Source organism: Sporomusa malonica (genome assembly GCF_900176355.1).
Taxonomy (GTDB): Bacteria; Bacillota; Negativicutes; order Sporomusales; family Sporomusaceae; genus Sporomusa; species Sporomusa malonica.
The window spans coordinates 58,951-78,144 of the sequence record NZ_FWXI01000024.1 but is presented as its reverse complement, the minus strand read 5'-3'; the positions used below and the strand labels follow the sequence as shown (position 1 = coordinate 78,144).

Here is a 19,194-nt window from a genome sequence, read left to right as displayed (position 1 = left end):
CCAGAGCTGGTTATGTACTTGCGCCGACGACTGCCGATTACACTTAGCCGCTCACCACAACAAGGACAAGGATTCTGCTCCATGCTCCTAACAAAAAACACCGAGTTCGGTATTTTCAATCAGCTCATAATTTGTTACAATGATCATATCTTTTAGTTGGTGGACGTCCCTGGTGCTGCTGTTGGCGCAGTAGCACATTAACGGGGGCGTCTTTTCCTTTCTTATCAGATATGGTCATTATATCGAGCAACTTTCGATCAGGCAATCCCGTCAGCTTTCGGGCTTTTTATTTCAGCGCCAACACCAATACCTTCTGTTTAAATAAAGACGCTGACTGCTCTAGAATCGTCAATTTTTCTCTTCCTACTTTGGCAAGAAAGCACCATAGCATACAAAACCACAAAAAAGACGTAAAAAAAGCAAGGCCCAGAATCTCTGAAGCCTTGCTATTATTGTATTTAGATGGTGCGCCCGGGAGGACTCGAACCACCGGCTGACGCGGTTTAGGAAACCACCGCTCTATCCACCTGAGCTACGGGCGCATATTCCTCTCACGAGGTTTTCCGCCATTTCTAGCCAATGTCCCATACCTAAATTCGTTCAAAATTGTCGTCATTTACATTCGAAAATGGCACCAATGGATTCGAATGACATTTTCGAAAATGACGGCAAATCGGCATTATGGGCAGGTTCGGCAGTAATGGCAATAGTAAAGATAACGATATTTAGTATAGCATTTCGGGCGAGAAGTGTCAATTGTAAGGTAGTGGGAGTTGCTCGTCACTTTTCACCTTTCATCACTCACTATCAAATGCGTTTAATGCTATCGGAAGAGCTTGAATAACGATGTTTCCCACCGCAGGTAACCCTACTAAAATAGCACTTATTATCTCATCTCTTGTTGCCCCAAGTGACTTGGCATGCTTTACATGAAAGGGCAGCCCGCCTTCAAGTCTGGCTGACGCTAAAACAGCTATGTATGCTAGTTCCTCGGTTTTAGCATCCAGTTTACTCGCCGCCCCTAACTTTTGCACTGTGTCAAGCCATATTTCCTGATGCTCTGGGGCTTCTTTCATAAATGTTTGAAAAGCATTGCTAACTGACAATTTCTCACTCATTTTTTGAACCTCCATTTAGTATGTCATAACCCTCATCGCAAAGTGTTCGCAATGTAAGCTTAAGGTCTTTTTCTTTTACCAGAATGTAATCGGTGTTATATGTTGAGATTGCAAAAATGCTTATACCTGCTTTAGCTAGAGCCGAAGATACTATTGATAATATGCCAACCAAGCTAAAGTCCAGTATTCCTGCTATTTTAAGTGCTCGCCATCCCCTTTCACATACTACATTTTCAGGTATAGCTGTTTCAGAACATACAATTGAAAGCTCCTCTGTTGTTTTGGTAACGGAGAAAAAATCTCCATCATAAGCCCATTGTGGGATAGTCATGTTTGAGCTTAGTTTACAAACACCAAGTGTATCTAGCAACACTTCAAACTTTAAATCTTTCTTTGCCATAGTTATCAATCCTTATCAAATATAATTCATGGTGTTTGTCCTCGCTCTATCGAAATAACATTGAATTAGCATTGTGGCTGCAGCGTGCTAATTAGATGACTTTCCCTGTTTTTTACAAATGACTTTATTTCTGCACAGGCTTTGATTGATGACTGTTTATTATAGTTTCGCGAGAATGGGTCTGCAAATCCATGATGACCATCCAATTTTTTAATGTGAACATTCTCTACATGACTTAAGTCCAAAATCAGATCATCTACGTTAAAAGATTGCTCTGAAGTAGGAAAAAATAATAAACATGGACATTTAGGCTCTATAAAAAGATAGCTGCGTATCCTTGAACCATAAAAGCCTATAATTAAATCACATAATCCTGTTTCACTACATAACCAAGCAAGAGTAGCCCCTATACTATAACCTAAAACATAAACTTCTTTATAATTATTTCTTGCGTGATAAAGAACCTCTTTTACCTGGTTGGTTGCAGTTGCAAAACCAATATTATTCATAAAGTAACTATATGCCATTTCTTCCTGCTCATAATTAAATGGCTCTTTGTCATTTAATAGGTTAGGCGCAATAACATCAACTTTGTATTTGGATAGTTGTTTACACGTACTTACAATGTGATTATTAACCCCATAGATTTCATGGAGGACAACAATCACTATATCCGACTTATTATCGTGAATTAACACATACGAACACCACACATATCAAAGTTTACTTAGATTCCAGCCACAGCCGACCTTCAACTTCTTCCATTTTAGCAGCTTGTCGTCATTCATCATTATAGCGGCTGATTTAATTGTGTAAAGGAAAATTTATCCACACAACGAATACCTATTCAAATCATTTTATCCGGAGGTCAACCATGATTAGAATAGGTATTCTTATTTTCCCCCAAGTTGAAGAACTTGATTTTGTAGCTCCACTTGAAGTGTTAAGCTACATTAATAAAATTAGACCCCAGAGTACCGAAGTGCTGCTAATATCAGAAACACTCGAAATAATTAAGGCATTTAACGGAATGAAAGTTGTACCTGACCATTCATTTGCTACTTGCCCTGCATTAGATATCTTGATTGCACCAGGTGGCAAAGGTCGTCTTGATACTATGCACAATCCTAAGGTAAAAGACTTCTTACTCAGTCAATCAGCAAATGCCCAATATATAACATCTGTTTGCACTGGTGCATTTCTTTTAGCTGAAGTGGGATTACTTGAGGGAAAGAAAGCTACTACTTACCATTCAGCTTTCACAGAGTTACAAACCTATAATAATGTTACGGTAGAAAAGGCTAAAGTTATACAGGATGGAAATATTATCACCGCTGCAGGAGTAAGCTCTGGTTTAGAACTGGGTTTATATATTATTAAAATTTTATTTGGCAACAGTATAACAACGGAAGTTGCAATGAAAATTGAATACGAAATAGACATTGATGCTTTATAAATCCTGACTTATCCGTTTTACGCATCGTCAGTGTCTATATAATACAAACAAATTAATATGCACCTGCAATCTCGCGATCTACACATATTTCTTCTTTCAATATAACTCAGTAATAGCTGGTTCATCATTCATGAAGTCACACAAACCTGATCACTTAGGCATTCTTAGCAACTGCGACCTTTGCTCGACTATTTAGCAGTTCTTTAGAACATTTTGGGCAATAATCGTGAGTTAGCTCTGCTTCCGAGTGTTCTTGAAGAAACTTGGCAATACTGACCCAATCCCCTTTATCATCACGAATACTATGGCAAGAAGAGCAGATTGGTATTAACCCTGAAAGCTCAGTAACTAATGATATATCTTCAATTATTAATAAAGCCAGTGTATTTTGTTTATACACCAGGGGAGATGCCGTTACTTGTAGTATAAACTGCTTAACCTCGTTATCTTGAATTACGCAGAACTTACCTTTTTGACGAGATACACTCTGTCCTTTAATGGCTAACATAGCGTTAGCTCTAAGAATACAATCTTGGCAAGCAGTGGCTACGCCACAACCATTTTTTGCATTAACACATCGGAACAGATCTCCACCACGATAATGATCACCATCTTTGAGAGGTTCGACACAGAACATTTTACTTCCCTCAGGATTAATCGCTTGTACATTCCCATTTTCATCTACTAGAACTATACCTGTAGGAATAACCTTAAATAATAACTTGAAGAATTCGTTATCCATTAACAAGTCGAGCATAGTGCTTTGTCCCCTCTCCAGCACGTAATGCCTCATGATTCTCCATTATTACCATTTTTTCCTTCTTTTTCTATTTGTCTGTCGTCTGCTGTAATCCTAATCTATCATACACTTGCTTGCGGCAGCCATAAAGATTGCTAGAAAAATTGAATCAACGGTTTCGCTTACTTCATTTCCGCTGACCCAAAGTTAAACACAATTAGAATAACACCTGTTAAAAAAAGCGTAATTAACCACGCCCGCAAAGGGCTTAAGTGGTGAAGCCGTATAATTGAAAACATAGCAATATCAAATATAGTTGATATTTGCCATAACCAACCGTTGCTATAATAGATACCACCAATTGTTTTGTCTATATATTCCAGACTGCTAAAAATTAAAACCCATAACAGTATATAACCATATTGATATAGCTTTCTATTTACCGGGAAATTCGACAGAAATACAAATGTGCTTGATGGCAGCATCACAAAACTGTTAATTAATTCGACTGTTGATTGTGTTTTTACCAGCTGGTCTTGATGATAATTCCACAAGCCGTGATGATAGGTAATATAACTTGCCCCCAAGTTGACAACCATCACAAACAAGACTGTCGGATAATATTTTTTCCAATTTTTCCAATCACCCCATTTCCACACTGCAAACAGAAAGCTTCCAACAAGGCAAATCCTAAAAAATAAAATAAGCCACATTTACCGTACCATCCTTAACTAAAACAGCTGTGCGTAACGAAACAGCCTATACCCTATTATTATTTTGACCAAAACGAGTAATTTTAGGAAATAATTTTGATAAAAAGATAGTACACAGGTGTGATTAGCCTGTGTACTATCTTTATGGTCTAACATATTGTCATAGCTAAAGTCAAGAAGCTTCCGCTAGTAAGTTTTCTTGTTATCCACATTACGACAATTCCACTTATCCACAATAACAACCCTTATATTTTAGCTATTCGTAGCCCCCTCGATAAGTTTTCCCCACAATTACTCACTAGGTTATCCACATTTCCGGGTGTTTTGGGGATAATTTTGTGGATAAGTACGTGTTTTTGTGAACAAAAAGAATAAGCGTGACATTTAGTCACGCTACTGGTCGACTCCAATCGACATGCACGCCTGTTTTTCCCCAGATGCGTGTGAGGGCTGTTTTAAGATTATCCACACTTGCTGCTGGCCGGATAGTTACATCTTTGAAGTCCAGGAGTCCTTCACCAGCTACGCGGATTACATGTTCTGCTGCCAAGTAGGCTTCAATTATTTGCCGGGTTTCGGCATCGTCAAAAACAACCTTAACCGTTTTGCTTGCCTGATCATATTCGATATAACCGCATTGATTGTTACGCTGAACGGCTACTTTGAAATTCTCTTGCATGAATATCGCCTCTTTCCTTTAGAAACAAATTATTACCACTTATTATAATATTATACCGGCAGGCGATAAAATCCTGCCGGTTGTTCATCATCCGATAGCGGCTAAGTCTGCTTTATTTGTTATTCAGCCCGCTTATATAATGGCTTTAGGCGCTGTTCAATAGTAATGTCCGGTACCTGAGCAGTCGATTGCGCTTCTGCAAAAAACTCCATCTGACAGTTGATACTTTTTCCGCGCTTGTCAACGCGCCGGTAGGTACCATCTTTTTTCATAATATAGGCTTTTTGATTGTCTGCCAATGTAATATCCAGAATATCTTTAATGCGTTCAATGTGGTCCATATCCTCGATGGGGAAGAACAGCTCCACCCGCTCATTAAGGTTCCGCGGCATCCAGTCGGCACTTGACAGGAAAACCCGTTCATCTCCGTCGTTGCCAAAATAGAATATCCGGTGATGCTCAAGAAACCGCCCAACAACACTGCGAACTGTTATATTGTCACTTATGCCTGCCACGCCTGGTCTAAGGACACAAATTCCCCGGATAATCAAGTCGATCTTGACACCATGACAGGAGGCTTCATACAGCTTAAGAACAATATCTTTATCCACAAGTGAGTTCATCTTGGCAATAATCCGTCCGCTTTTGCCAGCCTTAACAAACTCAATCTCCCGGTCAATCAGTTCCTTAATCTTTTCCCGAAGTCCGAGCGGCGCAACAACAATTTTATTCCATACCGGTGGATCAGAATAACCGGATAGCACATTAAAGAAGGCTGATGCATCAGCGCCAAACTGGTCGTTGGCAGTGAACAGTCCCATGTCAGTATACGATTTGGCAGTAGCATCATTATAGTTGCCTGTACCCATATGGACGTAGCGTTTGATGCCGTCCTGCTCACGTCTTACCACCAGTATTATTTTGGCGTGAGTCTTGAGGCCTACCAGGCCATAGATAACATGACAGCCGGCCTCTTCCAACTGCTTGGCCCATAAAATATTTTTTTCCTCATCAAAGCGGGCTTTCAACTCAACAAGTACAGTGACCTGCTTGCCGTTCTCGGCCGCCTGCGCCAAAGCTTTTACAATCGGGGAGTTGCCGCTGACACGATACAAGGTTTGCTTAATCGCCAATACCTTAGGGTCGGCAGCCGCTTGCTGAACAAACTCAACAACCGGCTCAAAGGATTCATAGGGGTGATGGAGCAATATATCGCGTTCACAGATGGCCTCAAACAAACTATCGACACCAATAAGGTCCTGCGCCAGCTGGGGTGTTAATGGGCTGTACCGGAGATGCTCAAGTTCCGGCAAGTCACTAAACCTAAAAAAGCAGGTAGAATCAAGCGGCCCTGGGATCTCATAGATGTCTTGCTCTTCAATATTGAGAGTATGGACAAGCAGATCTTTTAGCTGCCGGTTACTCGTTTTACCGATTTCCAGCCTCACAGCCTGGCCGCGTTTTCGCTGGCGCAGCGATTTCTCGACTTCGGCCAACAGGTCTTCTGCATCTTCCTCGTCAATCGAAAGATCGGCATTTCTAGTTATCCGAAATGGCACTACATCCTTAATGGTATAGCCATGGAACAAATGCACGCAATAATGCTTAATAATATCTTCCAAGAAAACAAACTGCCGCTTATTACCGTCAGCAGGTGCCTCGACAATCCGGGGCAGAACGGCAGGAACCTGAATCACAGCAGCATGAACCTCACCCCGCTCCCGGCCAAGAAGCACAGCCAGATTCAGGCTGCGGTTGGCCAAAAAAGGGAATGGATGGCCAGCATCTACCGCCATAGGAGTTATAACAGGAAATATGGTGTTGTTAAAGAATCCCTCAAGCCATTCTTGTACCTGTTCATCAAGACTGGCAATATCGCTAAAACAAATATCGGCCCCTTCGAGCTCACTTAGAATGTTCTTCAAATACCGATATTTGAGCTTGACCAATTCGTGGGTATCTGCCGCAATTCTGTCCATTTGCTGGCTTACCGTCAGGCCGGCAGCGTCAGTTTTATTAATCCCACTCTCAAACTGATGCTTAAGTCCTGCCATACGAATCATGAAGAATTCATCCAGGTTAGAACTGGTAATGGCAATAAACTTGAGCCGTTCTAGAAGCGGCTTATGTTTGACATCAGCTTCACCCAGTACTCTCCGGTTGAACTTTAGCCAACTAAGTTCCCTGTTAAAAAAGTATTCAGGATTATCATGTATTTCACAGCTTCTGGCATTTGTCACTGTCATCCCCCCGCTTGTCTGATTAATATCGCTTTAATGCCAAAAACATCTTCAAAAAAATCGGCTTTATCAGCAAATGTCCACGCTTCCAGTGACATATCTTCCTTGCTAGTCACTGTAATGACCATTTCATCCCCACGCAAAGCAACCTCTGTTTTACTGACCTTTTGGCGGTGACTGCGGTCGATCGCGTCAGCCAGCCGGACAATGGCCGAAAGTTTAGACACTGTAACCTTCTGGCCTGGTGTCAACGAAGCAAAGTTGGCATCAGAGTCTGATGGCGTCCCTTTGGAATGGTAAAAGGCTATATTGGCCATTATATGTCGCTCAGCTTCCGAAAAGCCCATAATGTCAGAGGAGATAATCAAACGATATGAATAAAAGTAGTGCCTCCTTAAGTTGACGTGTTTACCGATATCATGAAGGATAGCTGCCACCTTCAAAAGCAGTCGATGACGCTGCCCCAGACCATGAACACGCGCTAATTTATCGAACAGAAGCAATGACCATTTTTCAACAGCAGCTGCATGATCGGGATCGTAGTAATATTTCTTGCCGATCTCCCAGCACAAACTTGTCAGCTGGTTTTCAATAAGTTTGTTATGTTCATGCCCAGTTCTTTCCGCAATATGCTTGATGACAACACCATCAATAAACTGGTCACTCGGAATAACAATTTCCTCAGGATTGGTCAATGATACAATCTTTCTATACAGTACGATAGTCGGCAAAACGATCTCGGCTTTATGCTCAGTCAGATTGAAGGTTTTTATGATTTGCGGCAGATTGAGCGAGCGCACCTGCTTATAGAGATCGCTAAACTCGGACAAGCTGACATAGGTAACCCTGCCCTGTTCTTTGCCCAGCATTTTGAGAAGCAGCTTGGTTTCAGGACCCGATAAAATCAGGCGCTTGATATGATGTTGGCTCATTTCCTTTTCTACCGGTTCTATGGTGCTACTTATGTACTCTGATAATGCTTCGTGAAAGTGGGCTGAGTCACGCTGGCTTTTGTCAAAGCTCTCTTTGATGCGAAGTGCACCAATGTGAATGTTCTGCTGATAGGTGAGGCCCCCATCTTTGTATAGTGTAAAGCCAAGACCGCCTGAGGAGATATCGACAAACAGCATCCCGTCTTCCTGGCTCATCAAACCACGGTCATTCACGGTTTTAACTAGTGATACATATTTATAGAAAATTTCCTGGGGCATATCAACAACTTCAACGGTAAAGCCAGTTTTTACTTTGATTTGGTCAATGATATATGGCTGATTCTGTGCTTCGCGAATGGCGGTAGTCGCTACTAGGCGATAATCGCGCACCCCATACTCGATAAGCAGGCGGCCATACCCTTTTAAGAGCTCGCAAATCTCACTTACTGCGCCAAAGCTGACACGCCCGGTTTTAAAGGTTTCCTCTCCCAGCATTACCTGACGATAGCTCTGCTCAATAACTTTAATATTATCTAGCTTGGTATATTCAACAATCATAACACCGATCTGCTCTGAGCCGACATGAATGGCGGCAAACCTATCGGGAGCATGTCTGGCCATAGTGGACCCCCTAAACCCCTGATTTATATAATATTCACTAATTCGACAACTAGAAGCAAAATCCTGTAGTTTTTTAGGACTTAATACTAAATTAACAGTAAATTAATATAATTTTTCCTTGACAAAGATACCATTTTCGCTAAAAATTTTTATTGATAGTCTAATGCAAGCAGGATTTTGTTAATAATAGCGAATAACTAAGTTATACCTTTAGTCCGAAGTTAGGAGTTGAACTACTTTGACAGAACGGGTAGCAATCATCGACCTGGGCTCGAACTCAGCCCGCCTGATTGTTATGCACATCTACCACAATGGCGCTTACAATCTCGTATACAATCAGAAAGAATCGGTACGGATGAGCGAGGGTATGGCTGAAACAGGGGTGCTAACCCGTGATTCTATGTGGCGCGCGATTGCCACGCTGAAAACCTTTGCCCATATGTGCGAATTAGTAAAAGTAGACAAAATACTGGCGGTAGCCACAGCCGCTGTGCGCAATGCCAAAAACGGCAGCGAATTTATTGCTTTGGTACATCAGCATACTGGCATCCCGCTCCAGGCAATCAGCGGTGAAGCCGAGGCCCATTTGGGATATACCGGCATCATTAATACCATTGATGTTGACAATGCTCTTCTGTTTGACTTAGGCGGCGGCAGCACCGAAATAACCCTGATTAGAGACCGTCATCCGGCTGAGATGTTTAGTTTACCATTTGGCGCTGTCAATCTTACCGAAAAATTTGGTTCCCAGGATAAAGTAACCGATGCTCAGTTAGCGTCTATGCGCGAACATATTGTCACCAGGCTAGAGCGCCTGCCCTGGATTAAGCGTCTGGGCCTTCCCATTGTTGGCGTAGGAGGCACCGCTCGCAACATTGCCAAAATGGACCAGAAGCGCAAGAACTATCCCTTTCCCAAGGTTCACAACTACCGGTGTGGGCCAATGGCCTTTGATGAGTTATGGCGAACAATTACCAAAACCAACTTAGCCCAGCGCCGCAAATATCCTGGACTGAGCAGTGAGCGGGCTGATATTATTATCGCCGGAACCACCATTGTCAAATCACTGCTTGATTTGTCACAGGCCACTAACATTGTGATTAGCGGTTGCGGCGTACGTGAAGGCATGTTCCTTGAGTATTATTTGTCCAAACAGCAGCAGACTGAGATTATCCCCGATATTTTGATGCACTCGACCCATAATATGCTTTTATTCTACAAGGGCAACGAAGCGCATGCCTATCATGTGGCCAAGCTGGCAGAAACCATGTTTGACGGTTGGCAGTCAATTTTACGATTAGGCAGACGCGATAAGAAACTACTCATGGTAGCTGCTCTGCTGCATGATATTGGTATTACCATTAACTACTACGATCATGCCCGTCACAGCGCTTACCTTGTCGAAAATGCCCGCTTGTTTGGCCTGACCCACCGCGAGCAGATGCTGGTAGCTGTGGTGGTTGGCTGGCACAATGGCGCCTCTGCCAAATATGTTCGCAATAAGCTGTATAGCGAATTCCTCGACCAGTATGACTGGCAAATAGCCCGTAAGCTAGCTCTCCTGTTAGCTTTGGCCGAGAGTTTGGAAACAACACAGCTTGGCTTAGTACATGACGTAGTTCCGTCAGTTTCTGCCAACCAGGCCCGTCTTCGCCTGCTAACAGCCGACCCAGTAACCATTGAGAGGCAGGCAGCAGAGCATCATCGTAAATGGTTTAAAAAGGAATTAGAACTAGACTTAGTTATTGAGTAGAAGCAAAACACCGCTGCTGGTATGAAGATACCAACACCGGTGTTTTCTTTATCTACTCACCCATTACTACGTCAGGGTAATGACAGGCCACAAACCGGCCATTGATCTCCCTGAACTCCGGTTCTTCCTGGCTACAGATAGCCTGACACTCGGGGCAGCGTGTATGAAATCTGCACCCTGACGGGGGGTTTGCCGGGCTGGGAACATCACCCTGAAGAATGATACGGTTCCTTTTAATGCCTGGCTGCGGGATCGGAATGGCAGATAGCAGTGTCTTGGTGTAGGGATGCAGCGGGTTAGCAATCAGCTTACCGCCCTCAGCCAACTCAACCATTTTACCGAGATACATAACACCGATGCGGTCTGAGATGTGTTTGATAACATTCAGGCCGTGCGCTATAAATAGATAGGTTAGCCCCATTTCTTGCTGCAACTCAACTAGTAAATTGAGAATTTGTGATTGAATGGAAACATCAAGCGCTGATACCGGTTCGTCACACACCACCAGCTTAGGATTGACAGCAAGTGCTCGTGCAATGCCAATTCGTTGGCGCTGTCCACCCGAAAATTCATGGGGATAGCGGCCAGCATGCTGCCGCCCTAAACCGACTAAACTAAGCAGTTCTTCAACCCGTTTAGTTTGGTCAGGTCCTGCGGCAAGTTTATGGAGCATGAGCGGCTCGCCAATGATATCTCCCACAGCCATTCTTGGGTTAAGTGAGGCGTACGGGTCTTGGAATACAATCTGCGCATGGCGGCGAAAGTTCTTGAGTTCTGTTTTGTTTAGCTTGGCCACATCCTGGCCCTCAAATAGTACCTCACCGGCAGTCGGTTCTATCAAGCGTAATACCAACAGGCCTGTGGTTGATTTGCCACAGCCTGATTCGCCAACTAAGCCAAGTGTTTCACCGCTTTTGATGGCAAAAGATATATCATCTACTGCCCGAATTTGCCCAGTAATTTTCCCAAATATTCCGCCTCTGACCGGAAAATATTTTTTTAAGTTGCGTACTTCTAACAGAGTAGTATCAGTCATGCTGAGCACCTCCCAACGGGTAGTGGCAGGCCACCAACCGGCCATCAGCCTGACAAACCAGTTCGGGCTGAGTCAGGCGGCATTTGCCCTGAGCATGCTCACAACGCTCAGCAAAGGTACAGCCTGACGGCAGGTAGGCTAAGTCAGGTACAACCCCTTCAATAGTATGCAAAAGCTGTTTTTTCGCGCCGTCAAGTCGTGGGATAGAATCCATCAGGCCCGCGGTATACGGATGACGTGGTGCTTTAAACACAGCCTCTACTGTCCCTTGCTCAACAATGCGGCCTGCATACATAACTGCCATATTTTGCGCCATCTCGGCCACCACTCCCAGGTCGTGAGTAATGAGGACTAATGCGGTATTGAACTCGTGTGCCAAATCTCTGATTAGATCCAGGATTTGCGCCTGGATGGTTACATCCAGAGCTGTCGTCGGCTCGTCAGCCAATAAGAGCTTAGGGTTACAGGCAAGTGCCATGGCAATCATAACCCGCTGCCGCATACCACCACTCATCTGGTGGGGATATTCCTTTACTCTTTGCCCGGCTGCAGGAATACCGACAAGCTCAAGCATCTCAACAGCCCGCCGCCAGGCAGCCTGCTTATCTACATTGCCATGCACGCGAACAGACTCAGCAATCTGGTCACCCACAGTATAAGCCGGGTTAAGGGAGGTCATGGGTTCCTGAAAAATCATAGAGATGTCTTTGCCACGAATATCGCGTATTTCCGGGGCCGACATTTTCAGAATATCGCGACCCTGAAATAGTATCTCACCGCTCAAGCGGGCCGGAGGTTCAGGCACCAGCCGCATAATTGACATCGCTGACACGCTTTTACCACAACCGGACTCACCGACAAGTGCCAGCATTTCTCCTGATTTTACAGAGATGCTTATACCATCCACCGCTTTTATGACACGTTTGCCAATATGAAAATGGGTTTTGAGATTATTAATTTCCAGCATATCGTACCTCCTATTTCAACCGGGGGTCAAGCACATCGCGCAGACCATCGCCCAAAAGATTGAAGGCCATGACTGTCAACGTGATTGCTACCCCGGGGAAGGTTACAATATGCGGTGCGTTAAAGATGGTCTGCCGGCCTGACCCCAGCATGGTACCCCATTCAGCGGTCGGCGGCTGGACACCCAGCCCAAGAAACCCTAGAGCCGCCGCTTCTAAAATGGCGACAGATACACCAATGGTAGCTCTGACGATAATCGGAGCCAGCACATTAGGCAAAATATGAGCGAAAATCAACCGGCGGTCACTACTGCCAATAGCCCGCGCCGCCATAATATAGACGTTCTCTTTGACTGACAGCACGCTGCCCCGGACAATCCGGGCATACTGAGGGATTGAGACAATACCGATGGCGATAACCGCCTTTTCTACCCCCCGCCCCAATACTGTCATAAAGGCGATCGCCAGCAAAATACTCGGGAAAGACAGCATAATATCCATAACGCCCATGATGGCTGTATCGATTTTACCACCGTAAAATCCGGCTACAGCTCCCAGAATGACACCACAAATTAGCGCCAGCGTCACGGCTTCAATGCCTACAATCAGTGAAATACGGGCTCCATAAAGAATACGGGAGAAAATGTCGCGCCCCAGTTCGTCAGTACCCATAATATGAGCAGTTGTGGGAGGCTTTAATGAATTAGGCATATTGCTTTCGTAGGGATCATACGGCGCAAGTGCCGGCGCAAAGACTGCACTAAATATCAATACCGCCAGCATGATTATTCCAATCATCGCTGAGTTTGATGCCTTAAACCGCTCAAAAAACTCTGCCTTACGTGATTTGGCAGGCGGCATACCCGGGTTATTCGCTGGTTGAAGGTTAGCTTGGATGTTTGTTGCCATATTTATCACCACCTCTGCTAGGAATGTTGGATGCGGGGATCAAGATAGCAGTACAGGATGTCAACAACAAGGTTGACCATGACAAAAATCGTTCCGATCAATAGTACTGCGCCCTGAACCCTGGGATAATCTGATGTTAAGATACCTTCTACCACATAAGAGCCAATTCCCGGCCATGAAAATACTGTTTCAGTCAGGACGGCTCCGCCTAAAAGCGCACCCAGCTGCAGGCCGATTACGGTAACGATGGGAATCAGTGCATTTCTCAGTGCGTGTTTAATGATAACCACCTGCTCGGTAAGTCCTTTGGCCCTGGCAGTCCGGACATAGTCCTGACGAATAGTCTCCAGCATGGTGGCACGGGTCATGCGGGCAATAATAGCTGTTGAGTACGAGCCTAAGGCCACTGCAGGCATAATCAAATGCCTTAGTGCATCGTTAAAGACTTCCATATCGCCGGTCAAGAGCGAGTCCACAAGATAAAGGCCGGTTATATTCTCTGGCGTCATGCCAATACCGATTCTGCCTGAGGCCGGCAGCCACCCGAGCATTACGGAAAAAACAATGATCATCATGAGGCCAAGCCAAAATATTGGCATACTTACCCCCATAAGCGCAGCCACCATTGAGCCGTAGTCAAACAAAGAGTTTTGTTTGACTGCGGATACAACCCCTAAGATAACACCAAAGATGGAAGCAATCACGATAGCAGCTAAGGCCAATTCAACCGTGGCCGGGAAGCGTTTAACAAGCTCATCAGTAATTGAGGTTTTGGTTATGACCGATTTGCCTAAGTCACCTTGGGCAGCTTTGGTGATATAATCAGCAAATTGGATATATATTGGTTTATTAAGGCCTAGCTCTTCCCTCAGTGCCTCAACCCGCTCGGTGGTAGCATGCTGACCGAGGATGATTGCGGCAGGATCGGTAGTAAACATGTGCATTACCACAAAGGTTGCCAGTGACACACCGAAAAGCACCGGGAATAACAGCAGCAGGCGGCGGAGTATGTATTTAACCACAAATTTGCCTCCTTTTCACTCTCACTAACAGGATTGAAAAGAAGGTGATTTCGTGGAAACCACCTTCTTTTGTTATGAATTATTTAGCTTCTTTAGACACAATATCTAACCAATGGATACCAACCGGATGTAGGGCAAATCCCTTGATATTAGGCCGGTGGGCAGCCATATCCAGACTGTGGCTGATCAGCACCCAGGGAGCGTCTTCCACTGCAAGCTTTTGTGCCTCAGCATAGATGGCGGCGCGTTTAGCCGGATCCAGTGTGGTACGGCCTTGTTCTAACAACGCATCCATTTTGGGATTGGAATATTTAGAGGCGTTAAGACTGCCTTTAATCTGTGCTGTTTCGAGAAGCATGAGGAAGTTATCGGCGTCGCCGTTGTCACCAATCCAACCGTAGAAGTAAGCGTCGCCCTCACCGTTAAACAAAAATTGTTTATACTCTTTCCACGGATATGATTTGATGTTCATTTTAACGCCGATTTTCGCCAAATCTGCCTGAACGGCAGCCGCTAGTTTCTCACCATTAACCGGGTTGTAAGGCCGTGGGTTAGAATAGGTAATGCAGGTAAATTCAAAGCCATTGGGATAACCGGCTTTGGCCAGCATTTTCTTAGCTTCTTCAACATTATACTCATAAGGTTTGACATCTTTGGAATAACCGGGGATAAAGTCAGGCAGCGGCGAATTAGGCAGTTTGGCCTGACCCTGGTACAGGAATTCTACAAGCTGCTGGCGGTTAATCGCCATACTGATTGCCTTACGCAGGTCCAGATTATCAAACGGCTTTTTGTAGGTAAAGAAGCCCATGTAGTTGATATTCATGCCTGGGCTCTTGATTACAGTCATACCCTTGCTTTCGAGTGTTTTGATATCGTTGGTATCAACGCCATCCATAACATCGGTAGCACCAGTCATAAGGTCAGAAGCCCGGACAGAGTTTTCTTTAGTAAATTTATAAACAACCTTTGGCATTTTGGGTTTTGTGCCCCAATAGCTTTCGAAAGCAGTCAGCTCAATTTGCTGACCTTTATCCCACTTAACGAACTTATATGGGCCTGTACCCACTGGATTTTCAATAAATTTGTCACCATGCTTTTTCACAGCCTCAGGGCTGACAATGGGAGCAGCCAAAGCCATAGCCATGTTAGCCAGGAACGGCGCTGATGGTTTTTCTAAGATGATTTTCACAGTATAATCATCAACAACCTCTACCTTTTTTACTCCGTCAAAGGTAAAGGATGCATAGGGCATATCCTCCTTGACATTTGGAGGTAGCTGGCGCTCAATGCTAAACTTAACCGCTTGAGCGTTAAATGGCGTGCCATCATGGAATTTAACTCCCTGACGCAGCTTAAAGGTTACTTCTTTACCATCCTGACTTGTTGTCCATTCGGTAGCAAGCAGGGGCTGAAGCTCAGTGTTCCCTGGCTTGTAGCGAACAAGTCCCTCAAATATTTGAGTCATAATCTTGGCTGACTCGCCGTCATCAACATACGCCGGGTCAAGACCACGCGGATCAGAGCCCTGCGCAAATACTAATACGTTAGCTGCGCCCGTGCTGGCAGGCTTTTTGTCACCGCCACCACAGCCAGCCATAACAATGCTGGCCACAAACAGAATGGCCATAACCAGTGCTGCCGTTTTTTTACTCATCCCAAAATCCCCCCACATAATAGAAATTTAACGAATTGTACATTAATTCTAAATTATACACTAATTGCAAAAATCCTGCCCTATCCACGCTAAAGATACAACAATATATTTCGATAAATTCTGTACTTATACCAATTAGGGAAAAGCCCTGGTACCTGGTATACTCTTTTCCGATTTGCCAAAATATAGGTATAGCGATAAAATAGTATTATCTAAGCGGTTTATCTAGGAGGAAACACTATGGCTAAAGCCTTTGCTTATACAACCTCAGGCCTTACGCTTCTGGCCAAGTTTGTTCGGGAGGTGTTCCCACTGGTTGACCAGGAGCTCTCAGTCTGGCAGCGTTTTGCAACCAATCATGGTGTACGCGAATTGGCCGACCAGGCCTTAGCCAGTATTAACACAAAAAAATTTCACTGCCAGGGGGGCAGTGTCTATAGCTTATATAAGGGCGTGCCTACCCGTGACTTTGTTAGACTCGTAGTTGCGCTGCAAACCATTAGCGACTATCTTGATAATCTCTGCGACCGGGCCGGAATAGCTGATGAAGCAGCTTTCCGGCAGCTGCATCTGGCAATGACCGACGCGCTTGACCCTGACAAGCCGCTTAACGATTACTATGCGGCCTACCCCTTTCAAGATGACGGCGGCTATCTGAGCCGCTTGGTAACTACCTGCCGGCAAGAAATTGCCAAACTGCCGGCATACCACCTGGTCAAAGCCGCGGCGCTGGGTCAGGCCACGCTATACAGTGAGCTTCAGACCTATAAGCATCTCGCCCCCTCGGTTCGTGAAGAAAAAATGCTCACTTGGATAAACAGGCATCTGCCTGACTATCCAGGCATTATGCCTTGGGAGTTTGCCGCAGCCACTGGCTCAACTTTAGGCATGTTTATGCTGTGCGCCGCGGCCTATAATCCCACGCTCACCGCCAGGGAAGCTGATACTATTGCATCAGCCTATTTCCCCTGGATAAATGGTCTGCATATCCTACTGGACTATTTTATTGATGAAGCGGAAGATCGCCTAACCGGAGATCTCAACTTTGTTTCTTATTATGAGGGCAGTCAGGACACTCTGACACGCCTGAGCTACTTTGTCCAACAAGCACGGATACAGGCCAATACTTTGCCGGAATCAGACTTTGCTCTAACAGTAATAGATGGATTATTGGCCATGTATTTGTCCGACCCCAAGACCGATCCGCCGGCAGAACGCGCCATCCGTGACAGTCTGCTGCGTACTGCTGGGCTGTACCCCAGATTTATGTATGGCCTGTGCCGATTGCTCAGAAAGAAGAATATACTTTAGTGAAGAAAAGCGAGATTGCCACGCTATCGCTCGCAATGACAGAAATGAGAGGTTTCTCACCCTTAGGTCATTGCGAGCATAGTAAGCAATCTCGCCTTTAATTTTTGCTATTGAATGCTATTTTTTACTTTGCCCAGCTGCTTTAATAATCGCTAATGCAAATTCTCCAATATTGTAGAGATCTTCTTCTTTGATAAACTCATCTGCGGTATGTACTTTGGACATGCCTGTTCCCAGTACGGCGGTTGGAACGCCATAGCTGTTGAAATAGTTGGCATCACTGCCACCGCCACTGGCCTTGATAACAGGTTTCAGACCTATGCTTTCGGCTGCCTGACGGGCCAGCATCACAACCGGCGCTGTCTCTGACAATACATAGGCATCATACTCTTTGCCGATTTTTACCTCAGCACGTCCGCCTGCCGCTTTAACGGTTTCTTCAAATACTTGCCGCATATGTTCGGTCTGGGCTGCCAATTTGTCGGCACTGCGGCTGCGGGCTTCGGCTTTAATCTCAACGACATCAGGTACAATATTGGTTGCTGAACCGCCCTTGATGCTGCCGATATTGGCCGTAGTCTCAGGATCAATGCGGCCGTCTTTGACTGCAGCTAACGCTTTACCCGCAAGCACGATGGCATTTATTCCTTCTTCAGGTGCAACCCCGGCATGGGCTTTCTTGCCATATATCGTAATATCAATTTTGTTTTGACCTGGTGCCATATTTACGATCTCCCCGGGTGAGCCGCTGGAATCCAGAGCATAGCCAAAATCAGCTTTTAAGAGTGCTGGGTCCATATGTTTCGAGCCGTTAAGGCCGCCCTCTTCAGCGACGGTAAAGACAACTTGAATATTGCCATGGGGAATATTCTCCTCAGCGACAATTCGCAGAGCTTCGAGAATAGCCACTACTCCCGACTTGTCGTCAGCCCCCAGAATGGTATCGCCAGCCGAAGTAATGATTCCATCTTTTAATACAGGCTTAATGTCGCCACACGGTTCAACGCAATCAAGGTGAGCCGTAAATAGCACACTGGGCGCCTCGGCTACTGTACCAGGAAGAAAGGCCAGCAGATTGCCGCAGTTACCACCAATTTTGCTGCCGGTAGTATCCTCTGACACTTCCACATGTAAATCTGTCAGTTTCTGTTTAATGACATCAGCCACCTGGCGCTCTGCCCTGGTTGAACATTTAATCTGCACTAACTCATAAAATTCATCAAGCACCCGTTTACGGTTAATCATTTAAGAATCCCTCCTACATATTTACCCCGGCACCCATCCATATTAAAACTATCATGTGTAGAAAGGGTGCTCCTCATGCCAAAAACGGTATTATTAGCCCATTATAACCAAAAACTGGCTAACGAGCTTACAGCCCATGGCTTTCGGGTAGTGGACAGCACTGCTCACTCCAAGCCTGGTCAGGCGGCTGACGCCTGTCTTTTTGCCAGTTACCATCCTGATACAGATGCCTGTTTTACAGACTATCCTGACCATGCTGATATTAGCATTGGTAATTACCATTATACCACATCTGATCACCCTACCACGACTATGCTCAACATTACCGGTCTAAACGCAAGTCAGATTGCTGACACATTGCGCCATAAGCTAGCACGCCAGCCCAGGCTTTAGTGCCA

At 45.0% G+C, this 19,194-nt stretch carries 18 protein-coding genes and 1 tRNA gene; 4 read left to right on the top strand and 15 right to left on the bottom strand.

Annotated elements, in window-relative coordinates:
- Positions 1 to 463: 463 nt before the first annotated feature.
- The 4 genes from B9A22_RS21010 to B9A22_RS20995 all read right to left on the bottom strand — a co-directional run bounded on the left by B9A22_RS21010 (position 464) and on the right by B9A22_RS20995 (position 2,216).
- A tRNA-Arg gene (locus tag B9A22_RS21010) sits at positions 464 to 542 on the bottom strand.
- 255 nt (positions 543 to 797) lie between these two features.
- Positions 798 to 1,118, bottom strand: a complete 321-nt coding sequence (locus tag B9A22_RS21005) for a carboxymuconolactone decarboxylase family protein (protein WP_217806009.1) — start codon at positions 1,116 to 1,118, stop codon at positions 798 to 800.
- Positions 1,111 to 1,518 (bottom strand): ACT domain-containing protein, encoded by a 408-nt coding sequence (locus B9A22_RS21000; protein ID WP_084577905.1) that lies wholly within the window; start codon positions 1,516 to 1,518, stop codon positions 1,111 to 1,113. Before B9A22_RS21000 ends, B9A22_RS21005 begins: the two co-directional genes overlap by 8 nt.
- Before the next feature lie 65 nt (positions 1,519 to 1,583).
- On the bottom strand, positions 1,584 to 2,216 hold the full coding sequence (locus B9A22_RS20995; RefSeq protein WP_084577904.1) for a dienelactone hydrolase family protein: 633 nt from the start codon (positions 2,214 to 2,216) through the stop codon (positions 1,584 to 1,586).
- A 176-nt stretch (positions 2,217 to 2,392) separates the two neighbouring features.
- Here B9A22_RS20995 and B9A22_RS20990 point away from each other — a divergent pair, with 176 nt between their 5' ends.
- Positions 2,393 to 2,974: a DJ-1/PfpI family protein gene (locus B9A22_RS20990; RefSeq protein WP_084577903.1), complete on the top strand. Its 582-nt coding sequence runs from the start codon at positions 2,393 to 2,395 to the stop codon at positions 2,972 to 2,974.
- Positions 2,975 to 3,128: 154 nt separating this feature from the next.
- Here the strand turns inward: B9A22_RS20990 and B9A22_RS20985 are convergent, their stop codons facing one another.
- From B9A22_RS20985 to B9A22_RS20965, 5 genes are all read right to left on the bottom strand, one after another.
- A complete protein-coding gene (locus B9A22_RS20985) occupies positions 3,129 to 3,716 on the bottom strand; it encodes a PAS domain-containing protein (protein WP_139796335.1) in 588 nt (195 codons plus the stop codon).
- A gap of 179 nt (positions 3,717 to 3,895) precedes the next feature.
- Positions 3,896 to 4,426, bottom strand: a complete 531-nt coding sequence (locus B9A22_RS20980; RefSeq protein WP_084577901.1) for a CBO0543 family protein — start codon at positions 4,424 to 4,426, stop codon at positions 3,896 to 3,898.
- 388 nt (positions 4,427 to 4,814) lie between these two features.
- Positions 4,815 to 5,105 (bottom strand): hypothetical protein, encoded by a 291-nt coding sequence (locus tag B9A22_RS20975; RefSeq protein ID WP_084577900.1) that lies wholly within the window; start codon positions 5,103 to 5,105, stop codon positions 4,815 to 4,817.
- A 119-nt stretch (positions 5,106 to 5,224) separates the two neighbouring features.
- Positions 5,225 to 7,345 (bottom strand): RNA degradosome polyphosphate kinase, encoded by a 2,121-nt coding sequence (locus B9A22_RS20970; RefSeq protein ID WP_245824086.1) that lies wholly within the window; start codon positions 7,343 to 7,345, stop codon positions 5,225 to 5,227.
- Positions 7,346 to 7,347: 2 nt separating this feature from the next.
- Complete coding sequence (locus tag B9A22_RS20965) at positions 7,348 to 8,898, bottom strand: Ppx/GppA phosphatase family protein (RefSeq protein WP_084577899.1); 1,551 nt, start codon at positions 8,896 to 8,898, stop codon at positions 7,348 to 7,350.
- Positions 8,899 to 9,136: 238 nt separating this feature from the next.
- On the opposite strand from B9A22_RS20965, the gene B9A22_RS20960 reads away from it, so the two are divergent.
- On the top strand, positions 9,137 to 10,651 hold the full coding sequence (locus B9A22_RS20960) for a Ppx/GppA phosphatase family protein (protein WP_084577898.1): 1,515 nt from the start codon (positions 9,137 to 9,139) through the stop codon (positions 10,649 to 10,651).
- A 52-nt stretch (positions 10,652 to 10,703) separates the two neighbouring features.
- On the opposite strand, the gene B9A22_RS20955 is transcribed toward B9A22_RS20960, so the two are convergent.
- The 5 genes from B9A22_RS20955 to B9A22_RS20935 form a co-directional block, all read right to left on the bottom strand.
- Positions 10,704 to 11,687 (bottom strand): ABC transporter ATP-binding protein, encoded by a 984-nt coding sequence (locus B9A22_RS20955; protein ID WP_084577897.1) that lies wholly within the window; start codon positions 11,685 to 11,687, stop codon positions 10,704 to 10,706.
- Positions 11,680 to 12,654, bottom strand: coding sequence for an ABC transporter ATP-binding protein (locus B9A22_RS20950; RefSeq protein WP_084577896.1), 975 nt, complete (start codon positions 12,652 to 12,654; stop codon positions 11,680 to 11,682). The genes B9A22_RS20955 and B9A22_RS20950 overlap by 8 nt, the downstream gene beginning before the upstream one ends.
- Before the next feature lie 10 nt (positions 12,655 to 12,664).
- The gene (locus B9A22_RS20945) at positions 12,665 to 13,561 is read right to left on the bottom strand and encodes an ABC transporter permease (RefSeq protein WP_084577895.1); all 897 of its coding nucleotides are present in this window, start codon (positions 13,559 to 13,561) and stop codon (positions 12,665 to 12,667) included.
- Between the two features lie 17 nt (positions 13,562 to 13,578).
- Complete coding sequence (locus B9A22_RS20940; RefSeq protein ID WP_084577894.1) at positions 13,579 to 14,583, bottom strand: ABC transporter permease; 1,005 nt, start codon at positions 14,581 to 14,583, stop codon at positions 13,579 to 13,581.
- A 79-nt stretch (positions 14,584 to 14,662) separates the two neighbouring features.
- Positions 14,663 to 16,240 carry an ABC transporter substrate-binding protein gene (locus B9A22_RS20935; RefSeq protein WP_084577893.1) on the bottom strand — a complete coding sequence of 526 codons (1,578 nt, stop codon included), beginning with the start codon at positions 16,238 to 16,240 and terminating at the stop codon, positions 14,663 to 14,665.
- 240 nt (positions 16,241 to 16,480) lie between these two features.
- Between B9A22_RS20935 and B9A22_RS20930 the strand changes: the two genes are divergently transcribed.
- Positions 16,481 to 17,551 carry a tetraprenyl-beta-curcumene synthase family protein gene (locus B9A22_RS20930; protein ID WP_084577892.1) on the top strand — a complete coding sequence of 357 codons (1,071 nt, stop codon included), beginning with the start codon at positions 16,481 to 16,483 and terminating at the stop codon, positions 17,549 to 17,551.
- Between the two features lie 117 nt (positions 17,552 to 17,668).
- Here the strand turns inward: B9A22_RS20930 and B9A22_RS20925 are convergent, their stop codons facing one another.
- Positions 17,669 to 18,796 carry a M20/M25/M40 family metallo-hydrolase gene (locus tag B9A22_RS20925; protein WP_084577891.1) on the bottom strand — a complete coding sequence of 376 codons (1,128 nt, stop codon included), beginning with the start codon at positions 18,794 to 18,796 and terminating at the stop codon, positions 17,669 to 17,671.
- A 75-nt stretch (positions 18,797 to 18,871) separates the two neighbouring features.
- Between B9A22_RS20925 and B9A22_RS20920 the strand changes: the two genes are divergently transcribed.
- Positions 18,872 to 19,189, top strand: coding sequence for a hypothetical protein (locus B9A22_RS20920; RefSeq protein ID WP_084577890.1), 318 nt, complete (start codon positions 18,872 to 18,874; stop codon positions 19,187 to 19,189).
- Positions 19,190 to 19,194 lie beyond the last annotated feature (5 nt).